Here is a 23,908-nt window from a genome sequence, read left to right as displayed (position 1 = left end):
ATTTGTAGGAGGTTTTTAGTGGTTCAGTGTTTATATTTTTCAACCGTCATTGTGATCGGGTGAAACTATTATGTTGGGAAGGTGACGGTTTTGCCATTTACTACAAACGTCTGGAACAAGGTAGGATCTACACCTTTTGTTGCCAAACAACTGGAAAGCACAACAAGCATAAAAACAATACCTCTTTGGATGAGTAGGTACTAACTAACATCGCATTGCAAATACTGGAATAAACAAGACGCATTGCAAATTCCAGGCGGGGTTTAGAGAGCGGGTTAAAACCCCAGCCTCCTAAAACAGTAAATGACACAGTTTAATGAACGCCGTCAGTGGGTAAGGTTTTACTCCCCTCCATACTTATTTTTAGCTCTTTCTATTTCTCTAAACAGAAGTTTTTTTGCATTACGAAACTGTCGTACGGCTTTGCCTGTTTCTCCGGGTTGAGCATCATACACATACTTATCCATTTTGCGGGCATACGAAAGCGCGCTGCCTTGTTGGGCGGGCATTGTTTTTTTGCTTACTTCATAATCATGTACTCCCCGCAGCTTGTTGCATTTTAGTTTTTTTATTTTGCGTTGGCGGGCACCTTTTTTCATGCCTTCCGGGGTAAAACGTTTTTTGAGCCCGTTGTAAAATATAATGGGTTCGGGCAAACATTCTTTGGTTTGCCGGGCATAAGCACGCCGTACCGCCCGATGTACGGCACGCCGCATTTTGTTCTGAAACTTGGCAATACTTGCCGGACGCAGGTAAATTTGCTTTTGCCCGGCTTTTTGCCCAAACAACTCCAGCCCCAGGTAGGTAATGCCTTGTTGCCGCCATTCTGTTTGTGCTTCTCCGTTTCTTATTACCTTTACCTTAGCTTCTATTTTTATATTGCCTTGAGCATTGGCTTTGGCTATCTTATAAATCTCGCTTTTGCGCGACGATAACTTGAGCTTAAGTTTTTCAATTTCGGCTTTTGCCAATGTGTCCCATTCTTCTATCAAAACTGTTTCTTCCTTTGTGCCTACGGGCAACACCATAATAATATCGTCGGAATAGCGGCGGTAATGCCCACCTGCCCGGGCAACAGCCGCAGACATCGTTTGATCAAAATCCCACATATAAGCATTGGCAAGGTGCGAGCTTACGGCAAGCCCATGTGGTATGCCTTTTTTCTTATTCTTATAAATGCGAATTTGCCCCTGGCGTATGGCTGCACGCATGTGGCGGGGCGACTCGAAGTAAGCTTCTACGCCTTGCTCTATGTTATGACGCATTTGTTTGTCCATAGCCCGCTGGTTGCCGTGCAAGTGCCGCCGGAGGTCGTTGCGGTAAATATAACTGTATTGGGTTACTGCCCGGTAAATGCGGTAATGGCTTTCGGATAGTTTGCTGACATCGAAAAGCCTTGCCCAGGCAGCAAACAAAAGCTGGTGGTCGATGGATGGAAAAAAATCTGAAATATCGAAGGTAAGCACCACACAGTCCTGGGTTTGGGCAAGGGCAAGTACCTCATCAAAAAAATCGGCCGCCATTTCGATGTTGCTTTGGTTGGGCGGCTTCTTGTCTTTTTCTTTGGTGTTTACGCCTGTTTCTTTAGCCTCTTCAGTTTCTTCTTTTAGTTTTACCGGAATCGTTCGGTAGCCTATCACACCTTTGTTCATTAGCGGGCGTTGCTTAAGTTTTTGTTCGTATTGGGGGCAAAACACCTGTTGGGCAAAATAAGCGTATAGCTGGGCATCTATGTGGGTGGCAAACTCTATGGGGCGTTTTTTGGCTTTAGCCTTTCTTATGTATTTGCCTCTGGCGTTGAGGTAATAATACCCGTCATCGTCCTGCCATTTTTTGTATTGCTTGTCGTACTTGGTGTATTTAAGCAAGGGGTAAAAATTGTGTTTCCCCGACTTGAACAGGTTGGCAATTTTTGCCTTAAATTCTTCTTTGGCTTTTTGTCTTTTTTCCCGGTTACCCTGCTGAAAACCTATTTTGGGCGAGAAATGAGGATAGGGTTTGGGCTTAAGCCAGTCTTTGTTTTTTTTCTGTTGGTTATGCCGTTTTTTTTTGTTGGATGGTGTCATGCTGCCAGTTGTTCTGCTAATAAAAAAAGGAAAGGGATGGTCATACGTAAGTACTGCGCATCGTCTGCCAGAACCCGGTTTCATCCCATCGTTGAAGCTTTGCCCGGGTAGTATGGAGTGTTACTCAATTATTATGAAAAGATATAAGAAACCATTACTTTTGCTACACTTTATTGCAGCAGCCCATTACGATGAAATACTGAACATTATTCAGTACCTTTATGAACTTTGGGGTGTGTGATGAGTACGTACTCATTACACATCCACATAAGTAATAGAACCAGTGATCTCTCTAGCCTGTATTTATAAACTTTTAACCTCTCACCAACGCACCGAACAAGGGTGCTGTACCAATCGGTTGCCCGATTGCATCGAAGGCAACGATGACTTTGAGCAATACTTTTTCCTTTCCTTTTATATTTTAACACATTGTGTGTTTTCTCATTTTTGCAAAAAAGAAAGAAGGCGACCTTTGTACTCATAAACAATACATCGCATACCAGCGCTCAAATAGTATTGAGCAGTACTTAATTTTACTCGTAGGAAGTTAAATCTCTGGTATTCCCAGTTGAAGACTTCCGCCTTTGTTCAAATGCTTAAAGAAGCTTATCACCAGTCAAGACTGTGTCCTGTGGTGATTGCCTCTCTTGCTTTGAGTTTGCTGGTTAGGTTTAGCATTAAGCTTTCACGTAAGTTATACAACAATATGAAAACTCATACGTTCAATACCAGCAACCAACGCACCATACAAGGGTGCTGTACAGCCCCAAAGGACCCAAAAAAGGGGATGATGTATTGAGTAGTCCCTCCTTCTTTCTTTGCTTGCGTAAATCTAAGCTTTTTATTATTTCTACGCCAATTCTATAGCCTCTATAGCAAACTTATCTTCCATAAATTTAGCCTTGGCAGCATTGTACCACTTACACTTTACATAATACGCAGGCAGCAATGCCTCTACCTCACCTTTGCGGTTTTTGGTTATGGCTTTATCGTTTACCTCATAGCCTGTTATCAGCATAGCCGGAGGCATAAAAGCCCTGGAGGGTTGCTCGCCGTACAGCTTCAGAGCTTCGACTTTTTGGGTAAGCAAAGCCACTGCCTGCCCAAACTTTAGCTGGTCTTTCTTCAGGGCTTGTTTTTGTGCCCGTACCAGTTGCAGCAAAGGTTCGTAAAAGTTAGCTTCTTTAAAAACCCCGTCTTTGGCATCAAACCAGGCACACTTGTATACAAGCTGTTTGTCGTCTTTAAAAGCCTGGTCTTTGGGCTTTGCCTGATTGCGCCGCATAGCTACCACCACCATAAAAGGAGGCACCAGTGCTATTGGTTGTTCCATTTCTATAGCCTTGCCCGCGCCTATTTCGTCGAGGGGTACCATAAAAGTACCCAACACCACCACGTCGCCAATTTTAAACCGGGCTTTGTTATGGGTTTTAGGATGTGTTATTGGATTTTGCATAGTTATTTTTTATTTATATCAGTTTGTTTTATTGTCATTCCTCGATTTTTGGAACAGTTTATAGAGAGAAAATCTGCCAGAATACCATAAACTAATGTATTCTATTTAAAAGGCAAGGTCCGATCATCTAGCTCAAATTTTGAGTATCTTGTAGAATCGAAACGTATATTAGAACTTTTAACAAGCATGTCTTTAAAAATCGCTCTAAGGGTATCAAATGGCATTGGGTCTTTTTCCAAAATACCCATTAAAATTACCCTTCGCTGGTAAGAGGTAGCTTTTTTAGTTAAGTAGGCACCTTCGTTTCTGTGTTGCCCCAGGTTGAGCGTGTATAGCTCTTGTTTGTTAATAAGTGTATCTTTTTTTAGGATAACCATTATTTGGTCAGCCCTTTCGCCAGCCAGGTATTCTTGTTCTGCTTTCTCTTTTGAAGTGGCTTTTATTGGTTCCTGTGAGGCTGTACCCACTGCTACCACTCCTTTTGTTTTGTTAAAACCCAAAAATGGGAGAAATTTGGGCAGTATTGAATCTCCGCCATTGCTTGTGTCCCCACCATAGCCGTCAGGCTACTGTTTTTTTACCCCTTTTGGCGATTCGATCAGCGCGTGAAGACACGCGCTGAGGCGATGACGGTATTTTTAAGTAATTTTTTTTTACTATGCTCCTCTTAACCTGACGGCTATGGTGTCCCCACAAGCAATAGGTCAGCCTAATGTACATCTTGTTGGTTCGGCTGTTTGGTTGCTTGTGAGACACAAACAACGGCGGTGCTAATCTGCCGGAATATTATTGTGTACGGAACAAGCTCATATTGTAACCCCCAATTCACCCTTAAAATAACCTTTAAAAAAGGTAATTGCCTTCTTTATTTCATCTTCAAAATACAGGGTGGAGCCATCATTCATGTTTATCTCTAACCTGGAAATATCAAACGTGTAATCAAAGGTGTTATCAGAAGTTCCCTTATGTTCCTCAGTAGTACTAATTTCTGACTTTTCCCTGCCTGTGTCCAAGGTCATGTGTTTGCTGCCATTGGCTATGTCATGCAAAAGTTTCAAAGCTTCACAATTTGGGTATAAACTTTCTCTAAACTGACCAAATGCTTTCCGATGGTCAGGATCGGTAAACCCATGCACCCCGGGAAATTCTTTAAATACCCAATCCAGAATATGCCAGGTATTAGTAGCAAGGCTGAGGGCTTTCCTTGTGTTGGCTGCGTCCTGAAGATATTCGTTGTATTCTTCGAGCACCGCCCGAAACTTATCTTCGGAGCTGTTAATACCAAAAGTGTGATTTGTCATTGTTTATTACTCTTTTTACTCGCTGCACCCCCCAAACCCTTCGGCGCGCTCAGGGTGACACAGGATGGTGGGTGCGGATGTTTTTATCATAATTGCGAAAAACCCCAGCTTACACCTGTCAGGTTTTTTCAGTGTAGCCTTACAAACCTGATAGGTGTTTTCCACCCAACTCCTCTACCGCCCCTTTGGCGAAAGCCTGCACGCAATATTGATAGGCATCTTTGCTGAGGGCAAAGTTGGGGTCTACAATTTTTACCTCCCTATAGCCCAACCCATACAGACAATACACCATCAAATCTACTTCGGCTTCGAGGGCGGTGGTGTCTTGCCCGGCGGCTTTGGCAGCCAATATTTGTTCGGCTTTTGCCACAAAGGGGGCTTGTTCGGCTTCGGGGATTTGTGGGATGGGAAAATCTTTTAGAAAGACATAACTTGGTTCATAAAAACCACCCTGAAGTTTGGGAAGAATATTCTTAAATAAGAAGTTTATTACTTGACTGTTTAAAACCGTGAGTAAGTATTTATCATCCTTGCTTATAATAAAGCATTTTTGGTTAGTATAAAACTTTTGTAAATCGTAGGTAAATTCAGGTTGTTTACAAATATTAGGATAAATAAGCTTGGGTTTCTCAAACTCTTCATAATATGCACAAGCTCTTAGTTCCCACCAATAATTACCTTTATCTCCTCTTTTTTTAGCCTTTTCTCTAAAAGTATTTAAATGAGTGCTTAACGAAGAGTAATTATCTTTAAGCCAAGTCCAGGCATCTTCTTCATTTTTAAATTCTCCTTGTTCATTTGTCCACCCTTTAGGGAAAAGTATTAAATGTTTAGGATTTGTTGGTTGTTTATATCTTTTGATTTGCTTGCCTTCCAAAAAAGGTTTAATTCTTTCAGAACTCTTGGCATCCTTTGTAATCAAGCTATTTTTAGTCGCTTCATCAATAACAAATGCTTCATTTAATCCCGTAATTAGCCCTCTATAAATAGGCATATCCCATTCTTTTAGAGTAACACCTTGACTTTTAATTTTAGCAATCAAATTCTGGGTGATTTTACTTGTAAGTACCCAACCTTGCTCGTTTAGTAATGAAGCATCTATATCAAATACATGTTCATCAATGTATTCATGTAAGCTTTCATAATCTAAGGTTTCTACATTTATACCTTTAAAAATATTTTGCGGAGTGTTTTTGCTTATCTGAAAAATGCAAGGGTAAGTGATTACTTGAGTAAATACTGGTAAATCGCCAAAGTCGATAAGTTTTTCAATCTTTACAGTTTTTAGCCAAACTCGAAATTCTTTGCCAAATTTTGCCCGCATCCATTTGTTGGCAGTAATAAAACTCAACACCCCATGCTCCTTTAGCAACCCAAAACCTTTTTCGTAAAACAAACAATAAATATCGGCTGATTTGGAAAAGGTTTGGTAGTTTTCGTTGGCCAGTTGGGCAGCTTGTTCCTTTATTTTTTGCAGCTGTATATAAGGCGGGTTGCCCAGCACTATATCGAACCCACCCTGGGCAAACACCTCCTGAAAAAACAGTTTCCACAAAAAATAAGGTTTGTTGGCGGTAGTGGGGGCAGTATGGAGCCGCTTAAGCTTGTCTATGGTGTCGGCAAGCTGTTGCTGTAGGGTTGCTACCTCTTTTTCGGCTTTTGCCAATGCCTTTGCCTTGCGTTTTTTTACCGCGTTGCTATCGGTTTTGGCGGCTTTGTTTGCCATTACTTTGGCTACAGCCTTTGCCTTTAGCGTACTCAGGCTTTTTTGTTTTTTCTCAAATTTGCTTTTAATGTGTCCCTTTATCTTTGCGTCAATCTTTGTCTTTAGTTCGCGCTTGCTTACCGCATTGCTGGCACTGTAATAATCTTTGGTCAGTTTCTGCAACTCACTCTTTTGCTGATTGTTAAAGCCCATCACTTTTTGCCCTTTAATTATCTTGTCATCAAACGACAAATCTACCCCCTCGAAACTTTGCAGCAGCGAGTTGCCCTGCATTATCTTATAGTCGAGGTTGGGCAGGGGGGTGGGCACTTCTTCTTCTATAATAATAGACAACCAAAACCGCAGCCGGGCTATGTCTATAGCTCCCTGCTCTATGTCTACCCCATAAATATTGCGTTGCAAAATCGCCTTTTTCTCGGCAGCCCGGTCCAGCGTCCAGTCGAGGGTGGTTTTTATTTCCAGTATTTCGTGCAAAATCCCCATCGGGAAGGCACCCGAACCAATCGCCGGGTCGCAAATCGTCACCACGTCCAGCAACTCCTTTATTTGTTTGGCGTGCTTGCGCAAATATTTTTGGGTTTCGCTGGTATTGCCCTGGCTTTTGTGGCGTACCAGTTGTTCCAGAGCCGCCTTGTTGGGCGTGTTCAGGTGGGTTTGCAGGTATTGCAGCAGGCTCTCCTGGGTCATATAGCTTACTATAGCCTTGGGGGTATAAAAAGTACCCTTGTCTTTGTTGTCTTCCAGCAAATTCTCAAATATGTTACCCAGCATTTCGGGGTCTACTGCCACCTCCTGCTCATCGGGGTTGTTTTCTGCCACCGTAAAGTTGTAGCGTTCGAAAAACCCAAACAATGCCACAAACAGCTCCGGGTCAAAGTTAAGCTGGCGGTAGTCCTTGTTTTCTTCGTCAAACAAACCCCCGTTCAGGTAAGGCAGCCAGCACTGGCTCCCGTCGGGCATCGTCAGGGGTTGCTGGTTGCTGCGGGGGCTGCTTAGGGTATCGAAAAACAACCGTGTAAGGTAGCTTTCATAAAATTTTGCCGCCTCGCCTTTTGTCTGCACCTGAGCAAAGTAAGTTTGCATAAAGGCAAGGTCGCCCCTGCCTTCGCGGTAGCCTTCTTCGGGGTCGCCCTGGTGGGGCACTCCCAGCCAGCCCTTTTTTTGTATAAAATATAAAAACACCACCCGCCCCAGCAGTTTTTTGCAAAAGTCGCGCATTGCCTTGTCAGCTGCCTTGCCCTTAAATACTTTCTGTTTTTTGTTGCGGGTGGTCAGGTCATTCACAAAGGCTTCGTAATGGCTCAGGTATTCTTTAAAAAAATCTTTGGAGAGCTTCTCTACCGAAAACGCCCGGAACACCGCCGCCAGCGTAGGGATTTCGCCCGTAAGGGTAAGCAGGCGTTCTATAGCCGTTTTGTGGGTGTCTTGCGTGCCAAACACATAAGTATAGCGTTTTGCCTGGGTTTGCTGACTTACCAGGTCGCCGTCTTCGTTGTAGTGCTCGGTGTTGCCCACAAACGACAACCGCCATTTGGGGTTTGCCACCTCAGGGTTATGGCTAAAGCTTACCAGCACATTGGGCGAGGCACTGGTGCGTACGTGGTGGGCTATCAGTTGGTTTACCTTGATGCGGCTGCGTTCTATTTTGGTGTCGTTGTGCAGAGTCACCTCGTACAGCTGCAGGGTTTCTTCGTCGTCATCGAGCATTATTTCACCCCAGCGGTGCAGGCTTTGGGCTATGTCGTTGTTGTGCAGGTCTATAGCCTGGGGGTGGGCATAAAAAGCCACCCGGTCGTTGCCAAACAACGCCAATAAAACAGTTTTCCAGGTGTTGCGGTCATAGCCCGCCTGTAATATTTCTTTTAGCGCTTCTTTGTTCATCTTTAGTTTTTTAGTCAATAGTCCGGAGTCGGGAGTTTTTTAGTTGATCATCATACAATCCACCATTCATCTTTAGTTTTTTAGTCAATAGTCCGGAGTCGGGAGTTTTTTAGTTGATCATCATACAATCCACCATTCATCTTTAGTTTTTTAGTCAGTAGTCCGGAGTCCGGAGTTTTTTAGTTGATCATTATACAATCTACCATTCATCTTTAGTTTTTTAGTCAGTAGTCCGGAGTCGGGAGTTTTTTAGTTGATCATCATACAATCCACCATTCATAATTTCACAATTCGCCATCAAAAAGCTCATCCAAACGATTCCGAAATAATAATCTCAGGAATTTCCTTTCGGGCACGCTGTTCGGCAGCCTTTTGCACCTCCTCCTGTTGTTGCCGTGCCTCATAAATCTGTCGTATGGGGTACTTGTCTATAATCTTTTGGGCTTCTGCCATTACCTCGTCCAGTTTCATATTGCGTTTGCGGTCTTTCCGGCGTTGGTTCAGTCGGTTTAGCTCGTGGCTGTACCGCCTGAAAATGCCCATCTTTAGCACCTCTGTAGCCGTTTTTGCCAGCGTTTTCAGCGCACTGTCTTTGGGGGCATGCTTAAGCACTATTTTCAGGGTAGCCAAAGCTCCCCGTTCCTGGGCAGACATTTTGTCCTCAGTCAGCCGGGGCGAACTTTGCACAATCATCAATCGGTGAAACTCCGCTTCCATTGCCTTTACATGGGCATAGTGTTCGGTTATCAAAGCTACATGTTTTTCGGGCTTTTTGGCTTCAAATATTTGCAAAGCCTCACTAAAAGTAAGCTCTTTGGGTTGTTGCCCGTCCGTTATATAAAACCCGCTTCGCCGCGAAGTTTTCAAATAAGCTATAGTCAGCTTTTGCCCATTGTTTGGAGCTGGCTTATTGGCAGCAAACTTAGCCATTGCCCGCCCCGTACGCGAGCGCAAAGGTAGTTTTTTTATCCGACGAAAGTCCTTGGGGTTTTCTTCTTTGTATTTTCGCAAAAATGATAAATACTCCAGGTGCTTATCGTCCTCCCCGGCTTCGTCGTTGCTTATCTCGTCCAGCACATTTTCTTCCAGTTGCTCACCGGGCGAATATATTTTGCTGTCTTCGCCAAACGCCGTATGAAAACCCTGCAATTTGCTGAGCACCGTATTTTGCAGGTTTATTTTATCATCCGCCTCGCTCGTCGGAAAAAAATTGTAAATCAGAATTTCGGCAGCTTTGGTTCCCAGGCGGTTTACCCGTCCAATCCGTTGCATCAGGCGGGTACTGTTCCAGGGCACATCGTAATTTACTATAGCATTGGCGCGGTGCAGGTTTATACCTTCGGCAAGCACGTCGGTAGTTACAATAAAATCCAACGCATTCCTTTGGGCATCACTGCTTAGTTTGGCATCAAAATTTGCCCTTATGCGGTCAAACTCCCGGCGTTGGTTTTTAGACGTCACCACCAGCGTGCGGTTGTAGCCCCGTTGGGTCAGGGCATTGCCCAGGTATTGGGCAGTTTCGCCCGATTCGGTAAAAATTACCAGTTTCTTTTCCAGGTTTTTGTCGCCCAGCAGCCCATTCTTTAGCTCCGCCACAAACTTATCCAGTTTAGGGTCGCCCGCTATTTGCCCCCAGCGTTGGCACAAGTCATCCAGTATTTGCTGGTCGGCTTTCAGTCCCGGCAAAAAATCCTTGTCAAAATCACTACGTTTAAACACCTCATTGTTGGGCGAACTGGCGTTTAGTTCGGCTATGCGTTCCTCCAGTTCGTCCTCGCGTCCTTCTTCTATATAGCGGTTCACGTCCAGGTCGGGGGCTATATATATCTTGTTGCCGGCAAACATCTCAATCATATACTGGTTGCGTTGCCTAAACCTGCCCAGTGTACCCTTAAAAGCCTCAAAACTGCTCTCCAGCCGCTTTATCAGCAAGGTCTTCATGATGTGGGCAAGCTGCCCCGATATCTTGTCGGCGTTGTCGTACAGAGCCTTGTGCTCCTCCTTTTTCAGGTGGGCTATAGCCTGATACCGAAAATACTTCAGCCCGTTTTGGGTGTCGGTCAGCTGTTGCACCGTTTGCTCAAACAAAGCACTGGTAGCCGCATCAAACTGATACATAACCGGGGTAGGGTCGGGTATGGCAGGAAAAACCACCCCCTGTTTTTGCATGTCCTCGCGGTACATATCGTTTTTCATAATATCGTTTCGGGTACGCCTTATTACCAGTGGGCGCAGCACCCGTTCTTTAATAGTACCATAAAGCTGCCGCAACCTTGGCTGGTCGAGCGTGGCTGCCCGCCGCAGGGTTTTGTATTCGCTGATCAGGGGCGCGAAAAAAGCCTGTAGGTTGGGCTCGCCCTCTATAGTAGACTGGCGCGTATTCTGAAACAAATAAATCTGATTGGCAATGTCTTCGGGGCGGTTGTTGAGCGGGGTAGCCGACAGCAGCATCACCTTTTTTTCGGGTTGGCGATCACCCCCTTTTTTGCTGCGCGGGGTTTTGCAAATCAGTTGTAGCAACTGGTACATTTGCGAGGTATCGCTGCGAAACTTATGCGACTCATCTACCACCACCATATCGTATTCGTGGGCAGACTCAATAATTTTGTGCAGGCTGCCATTGGTCACAAAATGCACATAATTGCCCAGCCCAAAATCGTTTATAGTCATCTCCCAGTTGTCTTTTACCGCCGGGGGATGTACTACCAGCACCCGGCTCTGAAAACCGTTCCAATGAATGTACTTTTTAATAATAGCCGCAGCAATTACGGTTTTGCCCAGCCCCACCACATCTGCCAGTATAAAACCATTGTGGGCTTTCAGTCGTTTGTAGCCTTCCTTTATGGCATCTGCCTGGTATGCTAATTTGTCGTATTTTTGGGGCAGGTCATCCAGTACTGTAGCATCATAGTTTACCGAATCGCCAAAGTACTCAATCAGCAACTTTATATAAATCTCAAAAGGCGTACGGTCGCTGTTCAGGTAAGTATCGCGCTTGACATACTTTACATCGGCGGGCAAAATATCTACCGCTTCGAGCCAAAGCTTTTCGAACGTATCGGTGGCAAATTTTACTTCGGCATAATCGTGCAGCAGCACATTAAACTCCAGGTTGCCTTCCAGTCCGGGTCTGGTTAGGTTGCTCGATCCGGTAATTACGGCACCAGGGGCATGCTGACTAAACTTACGGGAACGAAAAATGTATACTTTCGAGTGGATTTTTTTGGAGGGGTGGGCTTTTATTTTCACCTTTCCGGTAATAATGTCATCTACCAGCTGTAGTATGCCCTCTTCTACATTTTGGCGGTATTTCGAGGTCTGAATATCATCTTTAAGCTGGGTCAGAAACTCATCTTTGGTTTGCTTGCTTCCACCCAGAAACTCTTGCCCCTTTGCCTGGTATTTTTTTATCAGGCGGTCGGTTTCTATGCCTACCAGTAGGCGTATTTGCGCAATATCTGCCAAAAACGGGCGTATTTTGAAATAACCCGAGGCATACAAATAACCCACCAAAGCATCGAAATGCTCTAGATAATCGCTCAGGTCTTCAGCTATTCCTTTAAACTTATTGAGCAGGGTATTCTCCCCCTCGTTGGTAAATATCTTTGTCGACATGCACTGCTTTACTTGTTATTGGATGATTGTTTGGCTTATTACAATAATAGCGAGTAATTTCGATATTCAGGAAGTTTTCATATAATTTTTTCCACCTTAAATCCGCATGTATTGTATCTAACCTTTTGGTAAGCTTCAACTGGGACAAAAAAGTGATTGTCTGAGCTAAAGCTTCCTATTCTTTCTCATTATTTACTCTATTTGTATCATAATTTCTCTAAAAATTAAGTTCAGCACATAGCAATCCCAGCCAATCGTTCAACTGGTGTTGGTTTTGCAAGTATGGTTGTAGAATCAGTGCTTATCTATTTCAGGTTTTAAAGTTTATCTTCCCATAGACTCTCAGTTTCCGGGTGCGAGCAGTTTTAATCCATTTCGCAGGAGTAGCAAATGGTTGAAAGAAAATCGGTCAGGCTCTCCTAAAAAAGCCCAGTCCCCCCAAAACACCTTCAAGCTCTAAGAAAACCCTCTGCTTTTATTCCTTTTTCGGTGGAGGCACCAGTTCCATCCACTGAGCCTTTACCCTATGAAATTGTATATCCCAACGGGGTGCGTCTTCGCCTGTCTAGTTTGGATTTACCTTTAGTCAAAGAGTTGATAGGTCTTTGTATTTAGTCTCAGCTCTGATCATCTATATTATTTGTACCAGCCTGCTTGTGATATGCATAAAAGTTTTGATAGCTTGTGTGGGCTGATCCGTCAGGAATTAGGCTGCGATCCTTGCAATGGGAGTGTTTATGTATTTCTCAATCGTCGGCGTACTCATATGAAGCTATTGCATTGGGAAACAGGTGGTTTTGTATTGTATTATAAGCGCCTCGAGCAAGGTTGTTTCCAGTTGCCTCATCAACGTAACGCTGAGAGCATTCTCCAATGGTCGGAGTGGGTGTTAATGGCAGAAGGCATTGTAGTAAAAAAGCAAATCCAAAAGCCTCGTTACAATTTACAAGCCTCCTAAGTGTTTTGTTCAGCCATCAGTGCTATATTTGCCCTATGGAAAACAGCACTGATGACCTCTCCCCAAACGAATTGATTGCCCAATTGCAGGCTTCTCTTGAGGCTAAAGATGCTGAGCTACGACTTGCTGAAAAAACTGCCAACGAAGCTTATCTTAAGGCTGGTATTCCTGATATAAGTGTGTTGGCTTCTATTTTGGTGAGTAAATATTACTATCACCTACCTCTGGATCGCATTTTAAAGCAGTTTGCTCAGGAAGGTGTTCGCATCAACCCCTCTACCATTGGGGGGTGGGTACAACACAGCCTGGATTGTTTGGAAATTCTCTATGACCACCTTAAAATGCAAATCCAAAACGAGGGTTATCTTCAAGCCGATGAATCTCCCATTCGGGTGTTGGACAAAGACAAAATGGACATCTCCATTCAGGAGCTACATACATTATACCGACAGAATTTTAAGGCTTAAAAATTATTCCCAAACAACTAAGTAATGGACAAAAAATAATCTTTCGATGTAGGAAATGATCTTTACTACTGATACTTCGTTATTTTTAGCCTTTGGCAGAGCAAAGCAAAGCTGTAGCCATCGGTTATTGCTTGTAAAACTGTCACACAGTCTGGCTCAACATCTACTGGATGTTGCCTTGAACGTAAAAATCGATAGCTACACCAGAGGCTAAATGCCTCGCCTCAGTGGTAAATCTCTATCTCCAAATGGATACCTTATTTTTCAAGCATTACTAAATGAAGCTTTTTCAACATGGGGTTGCTGGGATGGATACCAAAGAACAGAAAGGCTAAAAGCTAATGGCTAAAGGCTCCACAAAGAACAGAAAAAAAATATGCACGAAAAGAAACTTCCCCCCAGTACCCAAAAAACGCACTGGTTGTTTGGCAACACCATGGAGCTCAAACATGACTCTTTGGGTAGTTTGCTTAAATGGCAAAAGGAATTTGGCTCGTTTTACAGTTTTTACCGGGTAAACCAGCCCCACTATGTAGCCACCAAACCCGAATACATCAAGTATGTGTTGCAAGACAACAATAAGAATTACCACAAGGGCAAAGCCTTCGAGTATATGAAAGTTTTGTTGGGCAATGGCTTGGTTACCAACGAGGGAGACTTTTGGCGCAAACAACGCCGCATGGCACAACCTGCTTTTCATAAAACCAAGCTTGCCGGGCTTACAGAGGTAATGACGGGATTGATTGAAGAGTTTTTGGATGAATGGGAGCAAAAGTACCAATCGGGCGACCGCATCAACCTTACTAAAGAAATGAATTTGCTGGCACTCAAGATCGTGTCTAAGGCACTGTTTCAGTCTGAAGTAGGCGAGGCTATTTACAAGATAGGCGACCACCTCAACTATGCATTGTACCGTATGATGATGCGTTTACGCAATCCGTTTTTGCCGCCTCGTTGGATACCGACAGCTGCCAACCGCAAAGAACAAAAAGCCATTCGGGAGTTGTTTGGTATTATTGATGGCATTATTGCTCAAAGACGGCAAGATACTCAAGATTACAACGATTTGTTGTCGATGCTGATGCATAGCGAAGATGAGGATACAGGCGAAAAAATGAGCAATCAACAACTGCGCGATGAGGTAATGACGCTGTTTATGGCAGGGCACGAAAGTTCTTCGGCTGCTTTGGGTTATTTGTTTTGGTTGTTGAGCCAATACCCCGATATAGACCAAAAAGTGGAGGCTGAGCTTGCCCAAAACCTGGGCAGTGCTGCCTTTACTTTCGAGAGTATGCGCCAGGTGCCCTATAGTAGTCAGGTGATCAATGAAATGTTACGCCTCTATCCGCCTGCTTGGACAGTGGGCAGAAAAGCGGTGGCAGACGATGAAATAGATGGCTACCATGTGCCAGCGGGTACCAGCATTATGATTCCAGCGTATGTGGTGCACCGTGATGCAGACTTGTGGGAACAACCTCATGAGTTTTTGCCGGAACGCTGGCAAACCCAACAGGTAAAAGAATTGCCACGTTTTGCTTATTTCCCTTTCGGGGGAGGACCTCGCCTGTGCATTGGCGACCAGTTTGCTTTGCTTGAGATTCACGCGGTGTTGGCTTTGCTCAAGCGCCGCTTTACGTTTGAGCACCAACCCCGCCACCACATAGCCTTGCAACCCCTCATTACAATGCGACCAGTGGAGGATATTTATTTGACTTTAATCAGGAGAGGTTAATTTTTTTGTTTGTATGGAGCCGTTAGCTTTTGTTTGGCTGTTTGTAGGGGGCTTTTAGCCTTTGTTTGAGCTGCGATGAGTGGTTAGCCTTTAGCTTTTGTTTGACTGTTTGTAGGGGGCTTTTAGCCTTTGCTTGAGCTGCGATGAGTGGTTAGCCTTTAGCCTTTGTTTGGCTGTTTGTAGGGGGCTTTTAGCCTTTGCTTGATGGTAATTATCATATTTGCGAAAGCGAGAAAAAATACACGAAGAACAGAAAAGCTAAAGGCTCTCCCAAGAACCAAAAGGCTAAACCCTCACTCCCATCACCAAAATATCGTCTATTTGCCTGTAGGGTGGGTTAGCGGCTTGCATCCATTCATCCAGCTTAGTTTCCAATAGTTTTTTTTGAGTGGGCAATGGTTCCTCAGCAATACGATGTAGGAGTTCTCTGAACCGTTTTTTCATAAACTTTCGATTCTTTTTCCCTCCAAACTGGTCTTGATAACCATCTGAGTACAAATAAAATGTGGTGGGTGTACTTACATCTATAGTATGGGTGTCGAAGGTAGGCTTAGTTCCTTTTTTACGGTAGCCATTGATGCTGTATATAGCCCCTTTTACCTCTCGAATATTGCCGTTTTGTACCAATAACAAGGGCGTTTTTGCCCCGGCATATTGCAACACTTGCTGTTGAGTATCCAGCACCACCAATGCTACATCCATTCCATCCCTCACCAACGTATTATTAGTCTTGAGAATATGCCTGAAAACAGCATCTAGTCGGTACAATATATCAGAGGGGTTGTCAAACTGCTGTTGTACAATAATGTCGGTCAAAGCAAGTGAACCAATCATAGTCATAAACGCCCCTGGTACCCCGTGCCCGGTACAGTCAGCCACTACCATAAACACCTTGCCCCTGGCTTGTTCTACCCAATAAAAATCGCCCGATACAATATCACGGGGGCGAAAAAGTATAAAATGCTTAGGAATAGCATGCATGATGTCTTCTTCTATGTGCAACATTGCTTGCTGAATGCGCTGAGCATAGGTAATACTTGCCGTGATGTCTTCGTGTTGTTTTTCTACCGTGTGCAAAGTGTTTTCCAGCGAGTCGTTCATTGCCTTGATCTCTTCGTGTGCTACTTTGATGGTTTCGTTGGCAGTTTGCAGCTCTTCGTTAGAGTGAGTCAGGTGGTGGTTGGTCTGGTTGAGCTTGCGATTGTTGCGTTGCTTCTCTACATAAAAAAACAACAAGACCAGTATCAGGGCTATAGTAAGCCCCAAGCCTATATAAGTACTTCGTTGCTCTAGTTTACGGTTTTTAAGGTCTGCCGCCATTTGTGCTTGTTGGGCACGCAGCGAATCTTCCCGTTTTTCGGCCACGTAGCGACTGGCAAGTTGGGTAAGCTTGCGTATTTTTTCTTCGTTAAAAAGGCTGTCAGCAAGTTGGGTATACAGTTCCAGGTTTTGATACGCCTGAGCATGCTTGCCCTGTGCCTTAAACACCTTCGCCAGGTACTCTACGCCGTCTCGTTCTATGCGTGGGTTGCCCAGGTTACGCGCCAGTTGCACCCCATCGTTGAGGTATTGTTGGGCTTGGTTGTATTTGTTTTGGCCGTAAAAAGCCTTTCCGAGTATCACTCTCGTATCTGCCAAGGCACTTTGTGCCCCAATTTTGTGCTGGATAACCAACGCCTGATTAAGGTATTTTTGGGCCTTGTTGTATTGTTTGCGCGTCAGAGCAAACTTGCCCAAGTCGAAATAACTCTCGGCAATGCCGCTTTGGTCTTTCATTTTAATTCTTATAGCCAAGGCAAGCTGATAACACTCTTGAGCTTTGGCATAGTTGCCCTGTAACTTGTACGTAATGCCCATATTGTTATAAATATACGCTACAGCAGTTTGGTTGTCTATAGATTTGGAGATGTCTAATGACTTTTGGGCAAACTCAAGCGATTGTGTATACTTGCCCTCCATCCGATAAACCAGGCTAATGTTGTTATAGCTCCCCGCCATTCCACGTTTATCGCCTATTTTTTCTCTTATTTTCAACGAACTTTGATAAGCTTCCAGGGTTTTGGCATAATTGCCTTGTCGCCAATAGGTAGCCCCCAAACCATTGTAAGCATTGGCTTCGCCTTCGGCATAATTACTCTTTTGGGCAGTGGCCAATGCTTGTCGCTGCAGCTCTAACGCTTTGGCATAATGTCCTTTGCGCATAATGACCCAAGCCAGGTAGTATTGAGCATTGGTAACACCTTCCGGGTAGTTAATCTTTTTTGCCAATTGTTTAGCCTTGGTGGTATAAAGGGCTACTTTTGCCGAATCAGAATAGCGGTATTCGCGAGCAACCATGTTATAAACATCTACCTTTTGTCGATCGCCAATGTTGGAAGGCAACACCTGTAAAAGCGAATCGATCAGGCGCTGGCTTTGCCCCCAGGTCTGCCCAGCAACTAATAAAAATAATAAAAGACAAAACCCTGAGATTTTCATTGTTGACTTAATAAGGTATACATCTGATTTTAAGTATATTCACTCCAAACAAAGAGTGTAGTTTAGCAATTAAACACTGGTTTCAAAAATATGTCCAATGACAGGTATTGCCCAAAAAATTAAGGGAACTAAAATGGACAACAAACCTTTAACCAATATACATCAAAACATTAGGTAACTGACCTTTCGCAGGTCAAAAATTTGTTTTCTGTGAAAAAATACCACTCAGCAAAATATGCTAATAAAAAGCAATGATTCGAGTATCTGTGAGCCATTACTTTTTTCTACAGGTAAAAAAGTAATCAAAAACCCTCCGAATCAAGTTCGGAGTTCAAGCACCGCAGCTGTAGTTTGTTTCGCCTAAATCTGTTGCACTACGCCGAACCGCAGGGCGAAGCCCAAGTTTTAAAATCCCGAACTTGATTCGGGGCTCTGCCTTTTCGGCTAAACAGCTCAAACTCGCCTGCGGCTCAAACAGTGATCTGTTTAGCTTACGCAGAGCTCGGCGCAGCAAAGCTGCAGCCTCGGTTTTACGGCTTCGTTTCACAGATTCCCCGAATACAAGTTCGGGATTTTCAACTTAACGGCAACAAACTAAGGCTGAATCCAGCTGACGCAACCCTAGTCCTAAACTGTATTTTTTTGCTTAAAAACAAAAATACGTACTGCGAAAGGTCAGTTAGGTAATTAAACTCCTCTGAAAGTTTTTAAACTCACGGGGAGTATATATTTTTTTTATGCCTCTACCGAAAAACAAGCACTACGCCAGGCACTGTTTAATAAATCATTAACTTTTTGTTAGCACAAGTATCTATCAACTTGCATTTATCCTAGTAATGAAGGTTGATATTAAATTAACGAAAATAATGCCTCTGGTCATTTGCATAAGTCCTCATCCTGCACAATTTTGTAGCCTCAAAACTTTAAAATAACTACTATATATATTATGTATAACACTGTATCACCAGCCGACGCCGTTGCTGGTATTCAATCGTCTCAAAACGTATTTGTACACAGCATTGCTGCTACACCTTTTACCTTGATAAAGGCCTTGGTAGAGCGTGCCGATGAACTTGAAAATGTAACTTTACACCATTTGCATGTAGAGGGTGATGCTCCTTATGCCCGCTCGGAGTACACCAAAAGTTTCAGGGTTAATAACTTATTTACAGGTGCCAATACCCGGCATGCGGTGCAAGAAGGACGCGCCGATTATGTACCGGTTTTCTTAAGTGAAATTCCTTATTTGTTCGAGTCACGCATTATCCCTTTAGATGTTGCTTTGCTGCAGGTTTCACCACCCGATGTTCACGGTTATTGTTCGCTGGGTACCTCAGTAGATGCTTCAATGGCTGCCGCCAAAGCTGCCAAAACAGTGATTGTAGAGATTAACCCACAAATGCCACGAGTACACGGCGATGGTTTTTTGCACGTAAGCGATTTTGACAAAATTATAGAAACCAACCACCCCTTGCCTGCTCATCCTCCCCGCACTCCCAATGCCATTGAGACTAGAATAGGACAATACGTGGCCACTTTGGTAGAAGACCGCTCTACACTGCAAATGGGCATAGGCGCCATACCCGATGCGGCACTTGCGGCTATGACCAACCACAAAGACCTGGGGGTACATACCGAAATGTTTTCGGATGGGTTGCTCCCTTTGATTGACAAAGGAGTCATTACGAATAAATACAAAATAAAACACCGGGGCAGAATCGTAAGTAGTTTTGTAATGGGGAGCCAAAAGTTGTACGACTTTATAGACGATAACCCACTGGTACGCCTGCTTGCCTGCGACTATGTAAATGATACAACGGTTATCAGACAAAACCCCAATGTAATAGCCATTAACAGTGCTATAGAGGTAGACCTTACCGGGCAGGTATGCGCCGACTCTATCGGAACCAAAATTTACTCTGGAGTGGGTGGTCAAATGGACTTTATGCGGGGGGCATCTTTGTCTAAAGGTGGTAAACCTATCATTGCATTGCCTTCGGTTACCTCTAAGGGCTTGAGTCGTATTAGTACTACCTTAAGGCCAGGCGCTGGAGTAGTTACTACCCGTGCTCACGTGCAATGGGTAGTAACAGAATATGGGATAGCAGAGTTGTATGGGCAAAATCTGCGTACCCGTGCCAAGCGGCTGATAGAGATTGCCCACCCCGACCACCGCGAAACTTTGGCACGCGAAGCCAGAGATATATTGAAATTAGGGGTTTAGTTTTTTTATGGCTAAATTGTTCTATTGATTAAACCCCCAGGGTTAAATGGTTTTATGGTTGGTCAGGCACAATGTGGCTTTGTCCAACCATAAAACCTTTAGCAAAGCAATAAACGTTTACCCATTAGCCGAAAACCTTCTAACAATTCAAACTATGCCAATCCCCATTGTCGAAAGTGACTATTTTTCTATATACTTTACAGAAGAATTCAAGCTATTTGAGCAGTTTTGGTATGCCAGCAGCCAACAAATGACTGAGGCAGATTACAAACGACTACATTATGCCTGGGTTCAAAAATTAATTGAGAATAAATATAATATACAATACTTTTATTTAGACAATCGAGCCAACCACTTTGTCATTTCAAAAGAGCTGCAGCAATGGCATGCCCAGCATATTGCTATACCCGTATTGAATCATTTGCCCAACCCTGATAAAGTAAAAGTGGCTATGGTAGTAAGCGAAGACTTTGTAAGTCAGCTTTCTATAGAACACACCGTTAACACCCACCAAGATTTTAACCAGGTGACGTACTATTTTACCAACCCCAAAGAAGCCCAAAACTGGTTGCTGAAGCAGGATTAAAATTTCTCGCGATATATGATCATTCGTCAAAATACTGGCTAAAATCTCACCTGTTTTTTGCTTGGTTTGGGGAGTCTACTTTGTATTTTGAAACAAAAAACAAAAAAACACCTTCTACAAATGTTTTCATTATTATAAACCTATCCTTGTTTCTGTTTTTACGCTGTTAACTTCATCACCACAACTTTGTTTACCCATATATACCGAGTAAAAAACACTTAACCATCTAAAAATCAAAATCTTATACTCTTTTCGTTTTTTTACTGTTCACCCATTATTTAGCAGACTAAATACTTGCATTTTGCCTTCTGTTTACTTCTTGCACACTACAACTAACAACACAAAATGTTTTGCTTACTTTTTGTATACCTCCATATTTAGGTAAAATATTCTGCAAAACACTAATATTGCCAATGAGTATTTCGCTCAACAACAAAGTTATATTACACTTATTTTAAAATCTTAAAAATTATGAAAAGAATTACCCTGCTAAGCGTGAGCTTCATGATGATGCTTGCTGCCTTCACTTTCTCTTGTAAGCAACAAGAGGCTACTCCTAATGCCCCTGCAAATAACAACGGTATTAGTCAAGAGGTAATTAACCAATTTAAAGACCTTGGGATTGACGCCAGAAATGGTGTATATACGACCCAAACGAACCCTTTGACAGGAAAAACTCAAAAAGGATATAGTCTTGAAAAAGACGTATTTGTATCTGAGGATCAGTTCAAAGAAATGCTTGCGAGCCCAACAACCGAGGGTGCTAATGGTGAACAATACCGTACTAGCAATCTGGTAAACGCTCCTCGCACTATTCGTGTACTTGGTTACACTGCCAACAATTCAAACGGATTGGGTAGTACTTTGAGAGAGGCTTTGCGCCAGTCTATCCAGCGTTACAATGCTGAAAACCTTAGCTTACGCTTTACTTTAGCTTTTGGTAGCAACTTTCAGGTATACGACATAGTAGTATATCAGGTATCTAACGGTTCTATTGGAGCAAGTGCTGGTTTCCCAACCAATGGCAACCCTTACAAGTGGGTGCGTATGAACTCAGGCGTAAACAATGGAGGAATCCAATTGGCTCGTCACATCACTATGCACGAACTAGGTCACTGCATTGGTTTCCGTCACACTGACTGGTTCAACCGCTCTATTAGCTGTGGAAGCGGTGGAAACGAAGGTACTGCTGGAGTAGGTGCTATCCATATTCCAGGTACTCCGGTTGCACCTAGCTTTGACAATCAATCTATTATGTTGTCTTGCGGTGGTTTAGGTACTCCTGGTGCTTTCTCTGCTGGCGACCGTACTGCATTGAACTACCTTTACTAAGAACTATAAGGTTGTAAACAATGAGCAAGCAACTGCAAGTGTAATTAAAACTAGTTATACTTTTTTGTCGCTCATTATTTACCACTGCTTATCGCAATTTAAGTAATTGATATAGATTAATTATGTTGTGATAATTAAAAGTAAAACCCTGAGCAGTTTTGTATCAGGGTTTTTTTTATGTTTTTTGTTCTTCGTGGAGCCTTTAGCTTTTCTGTTCTTGGTGGAACCTTTAGCCATTAGCCTTTAGCTTTTCTGTTCTTCGTGTAGCTTTAGCCGTTAGCTTTTAGCCTTTTTATTCTTCGAGTAGCTTTAGCCATTAGCTTTTAGCCTTTCTGTTCTTGGTGTAGCTTTAGCCGTTAGCTTTTAGCTTTTCTGTTCTTGGTGGAACCTTTAGCCATTAGCCTTTAGCTTTTTTGTGCTTCGTAGAGCCGTTCGCTTTTAGCCTTTCTGCTCTTCGTGTAGCTTTTCTCTCTTTCGCAAATATGATAATCACCAGTGAGCAAAGGCTCTACTCTATCATAGCTCAAGCAAAGGCTAACAGCTCCCTACAAACAGCCAAACAAAAGCTAAAGACGAAACCCCATCACCAAAATATCATCTACTTGTTCGTGGTGGCCTTGCCACTGAGTCAGCGTTTGCTCTAGGTGTTGTATTTGAGTAGGCATAGGTAGGGTATGTATTTGTTGCAAGGTTTCTCTGAATCTTTTACGCATAAATTTTTTACCTTCGTTTCCTCCAAACTGATCTTGATAACCGTCTGAGAACAAGTAAAAAGTAGTGGGTTTATCCAATGGTACTACATGGTTGGTAAAACAACGGTTAAACTCGCGCTGCTCTCCGCCTACCGAGTAAGAATCGCCCTTGAGTTGATGCAGTTGCTTGTCTTGAAAATAAATCATAGTATTACAAGCCCCTGCATATTGCAACGTTTTTTGGGCAAAATTGATGTGCACTACCCCCATGTCCATGCCGTCACGGTTGAGACTTTCTTTTTGTCGCAGGGTGTGCCTTATTTCTCTATGCAAACTATTGAGTATTTCGTGAGGGGCGTGTATTTTTTCTTTGTTTACTACTTGCTTTAGCAGCGACTCGCCTATCATACTAATGAGCGCGCCGGGCACCCCATGCCCGGTACAATCCATTGCCACCACAATGGCTCCGTGTTTTTCGGGTTGGTGGGGGTGTATTTCAGTTAACCAATAAAAATCGCCACTTACCTGATTGCGGGGTTTAAAAAACACAAACGATTGGGGGAACACCCGCAAAATGTCTTGTGGTCGGGGCAAGAGCAAAGTTTGTATGTTTTTGGCATAGCCAATGCTCTCAGTCAACATCGAGTTTTTTTCCTGTAAATCTTCGTTCAAAGCCTCCAGTTGGTTTTTCTGATCGTTGATCTGATCGTTTTGGCTCTTGAGTTGAAAGCTCTGTAAAAAATTGCGATGGATGATTTCGTGACGAAACCGTGATACTACTACAAACATGACCCCAAGAGCAGCAGTAAATACCAGCCCACTTTGAGGCAAAGGCACTTTGTCTGCATACACTACCATATATACTGTCGCATTGAGCCCCACCAGGTACAGCCAAAACAACACACTTTGCCAAAAGGCAATCAACGGAATGGCGCTCATCAGAATAAGACAAGCCCCATTGGTAAATACAAAATTAGCCATGTCGCCCGGAATGGGGCGGTAAGCCGACGAGGTAAGCACTGTTACCAGGGTTACATACATCACCCATTGCACCGGCACTCGTAGGGTATAAAAAGTAATCAGCCCCAGGGCTCCCACCATAGAGGGGATCAAACGCACCCAAACAAAGAAGGATTTTTCGGCGGAAGCCACCATAGAATAGTCTGCCAAAGTACCCGGATAAAGCATGATGGTCAATGCTATAGTCCAAAGGCTTAGCCGCTGCCTAAGTCTTTGTTTTTCGTGAAGCCACTCTTCATGCAGGTGGTCTTCAGTAATTGGTTTCATAAATATGTTTTGCTTAAAGTAATCTGCCTGATTTGTACATTTTGATAGCGGCAAGGCGCTTGCGTGGTGGTAAAATGCCTTTCGGCAAATGAAGGAGCAATTGTTAT

At 43.5% G+C, this 23,908-nt stretch carries 14 protein-coding genes and 1 pseudogene; 7 read left to right on the top strand and 8 right to left on the bottom strand.

From position 1 onward, the window contains the following. Positions 1-23: 23 nt before the first annotated feature. A pseudogene (tnpB, locus tag M23134_RS42800) lies at positions 24-197 on the top strand (IS66 family insertion sequence element accessory protein TnpB); the annotation flags it as partial. 144 nt (positions 198-341) lie between these two features. Here tnpB (M23134_RS42800) and M23134_RS30400 read toward each other — a convergent pair. The 6 genes from M23134_RS30400 to M23134_RS30370 all read right to left on the bottom strand — a co-directional run bounded on the left by M23134_RS30400 (position 342) and on the right by M23134_RS30370 (position 12,045). After that, complete coding sequence (locus tag M23134_RS30400) at positions 342-2,066, bottom strand: reverse transcriptase domain-containing protein (protein ID WP_002703099.1); 1,725 nt, start codon at positions 2,064-2,066, stop codon at positions 342-344. A gap of 850 nt (positions 2,067-2,916) precedes the next feature. After that, positions 2,917-3,522, bottom strand: coding sequence for a hypothetical protein (locus M23134_RS30390; protein ID WP_002703095.1), 606 nt, complete (start codon positions 3,520-3,522; stop codon positions 2,917-2,919). A gap of 101 nt (positions 3,523-3,623) precedes the next feature. Beyond that, positions 3,624-4,022: a hypothetical protein gene (locus tag M23134_RS30385; RefSeq protein WP_002703086.1), complete on the bottom strand. Its 399-nt coding sequence runs from the start codon at positions 4,020-4,022 to the stop codon at positions 3,624-3,626. 306 nt (positions 4,023-4,328) lie between these two features. Next, the gene (locus M23134_RS30380; protein ID WP_002703084.1) at positions 4,329-4,823 is read right to left on the bottom strand and encodes a hypothetical protein; all 495 of its coding nucleotides are present in this window, start codon (positions 4,821-4,823) and stop codon (positions 4,329-4,331) included. Positions 4,824-4,962: 139 nt separating this feature from the next. Next, entirely contained in the window at positions 4,963-8,430 is a 3,468-nt protein-coding gene (locus M23134_RS30375) for an Eco57I restriction-modification methylase domain-containing protein (protein ID WP_045114654.1), read from the bottom strand. 306 nt (positions 8,431-8,736) lie between these two features. Continuing rightward, positions 8,737-12,045 (bottom strand): helicase-related protein, encoded by a 3,309-nt coding sequence (locus M23134_RS30370; protein WP_002703079.1) that lies wholly within the window; start codon positions 12,043-12,045, stop codon positions 8,737-8,739. A 640-nt stretch (positions 12,046-12,685) separates the two neighbouring features. On the opposite strand from M23134_RS30370, the gene tnpB (M23134_RS30365) reads away from it, so the two are divergent. From tnpB (M23134_RS30365) to M23134_RS30355, 3 genes are all read left to right on the top strand, one after another. Beyond that, a complete protein-coding gene (tnpB, locus tag M23134_RS30365) occupies positions 12,686-13,003 on the top strand; it encodes an IS66 family insertion sequence element accessory protein TnpB (RefSeq protein WP_002703077.1) in 318 nt (105 codons plus the stop codon). Between the two features lie 35 nt (positions 13,004-13,038). Further along, positions 13,039-13,470, top strand: a complete 432-nt coding sequence (locus M23134_RS30360; RefSeq protein WP_002703075.1) for an IS66 family transposase — start codon at positions 13,039-13,041, stop codon at positions 13,468-13,470. Between the two features lie 376 nt (positions 13,471-13,846). Next, complete coding sequence (locus tag M23134_RS30355; protein WP_002703072.1) at positions 13,847-15,202, top strand: cytochrome P450; 1,356 nt, start codon at positions 13,847-13,849, stop codon at positions 15,200-15,202. A 285-nt stretch (positions 15,203-15,487) separates the two neighbouring features. Here the strand turns inward: M23134_RS30355 and M23134_RS30350 are convergent, their stop codons facing one another. Next, a complete protein-coding gene (locus M23134_RS30350) occupies positions 15,488-17,680 on the bottom strand; it encodes a tetratricopeptide repeat protein (protein WP_002703070.1) in 2,193 nt (730 codons plus the stop codon). A 946-nt stretch (positions 17,681-18,626) separates the two neighbouring features. Between M23134_RS30350 and M23134_RS30345 the strand changes: the two genes are divergently transcribed. The 3 genes from M23134_RS30345 (at position 18,627) to M23134_RS30335 (ending at position 21,822) form a co-directional block, all read left to right on the top strand. Then, on the top strand, positions 18,627-19,904 hold the full coding sequence (locus tag M23134_RS30345; protein ID WP_002703068.1) for an acetyl-CoA hydrolase/transferase family protein: 1,278 nt from the start codon (positions 18,627-18,629) through the stop codon (positions 19,902-19,904). A 154-nt stretch (positions 19,905-20,058) separates the two neighbouring features. After that, positions 20,059-20,490: a hypothetical protein gene (locus tag M23134_RS30340; RefSeq protein ID WP_157558723.1), complete on the top strand. Its 432-nt coding sequence runs from the start codon at positions 20,059-20,061 to the stop codon at positions 20,488-20,490. 471 nt (positions 20,491-20,961) lie between these two features. Next, a complete protein-coding gene (locus M23134_RS30335) occupies positions 20,962-21,822 on the top strand; it encodes a M57 family metalloprotease (protein WP_002703062.1) in 861 nt (286 codons plus the stop codon). 566 nt (positions 21,823-22,388) lie between these two features. Here M23134_RS30335 and M23134_RS30330 read toward each other — a convergent pair. Continuing rightward, positions 22,389-23,801 (bottom strand): PP2C family protein-serine/threonine phosphatase, encoded by a 1,413-nt coding sequence (locus tag M23134_RS30330; RefSeq protein ID WP_002703060.1) that lies wholly within the window; start codon positions 23,799-23,801, stop codon positions 22,389-22,391. Between the last annotated feature and the right edge of the window lie 107 nt (positions 23,802-23,908).

It is taken from the genome of Microscilla marina ATCC 23134 (assembly GCF_000169175.1).
Classification (GTDB): Bacteria; Bacteroidota; Bacteroidia; order Cytophagales; family Microscillaceae; genus Microscilla; species Microscilla marina.
This window is presented reverse-complemented; position numbering and strand designations above follow the sequence as displayed.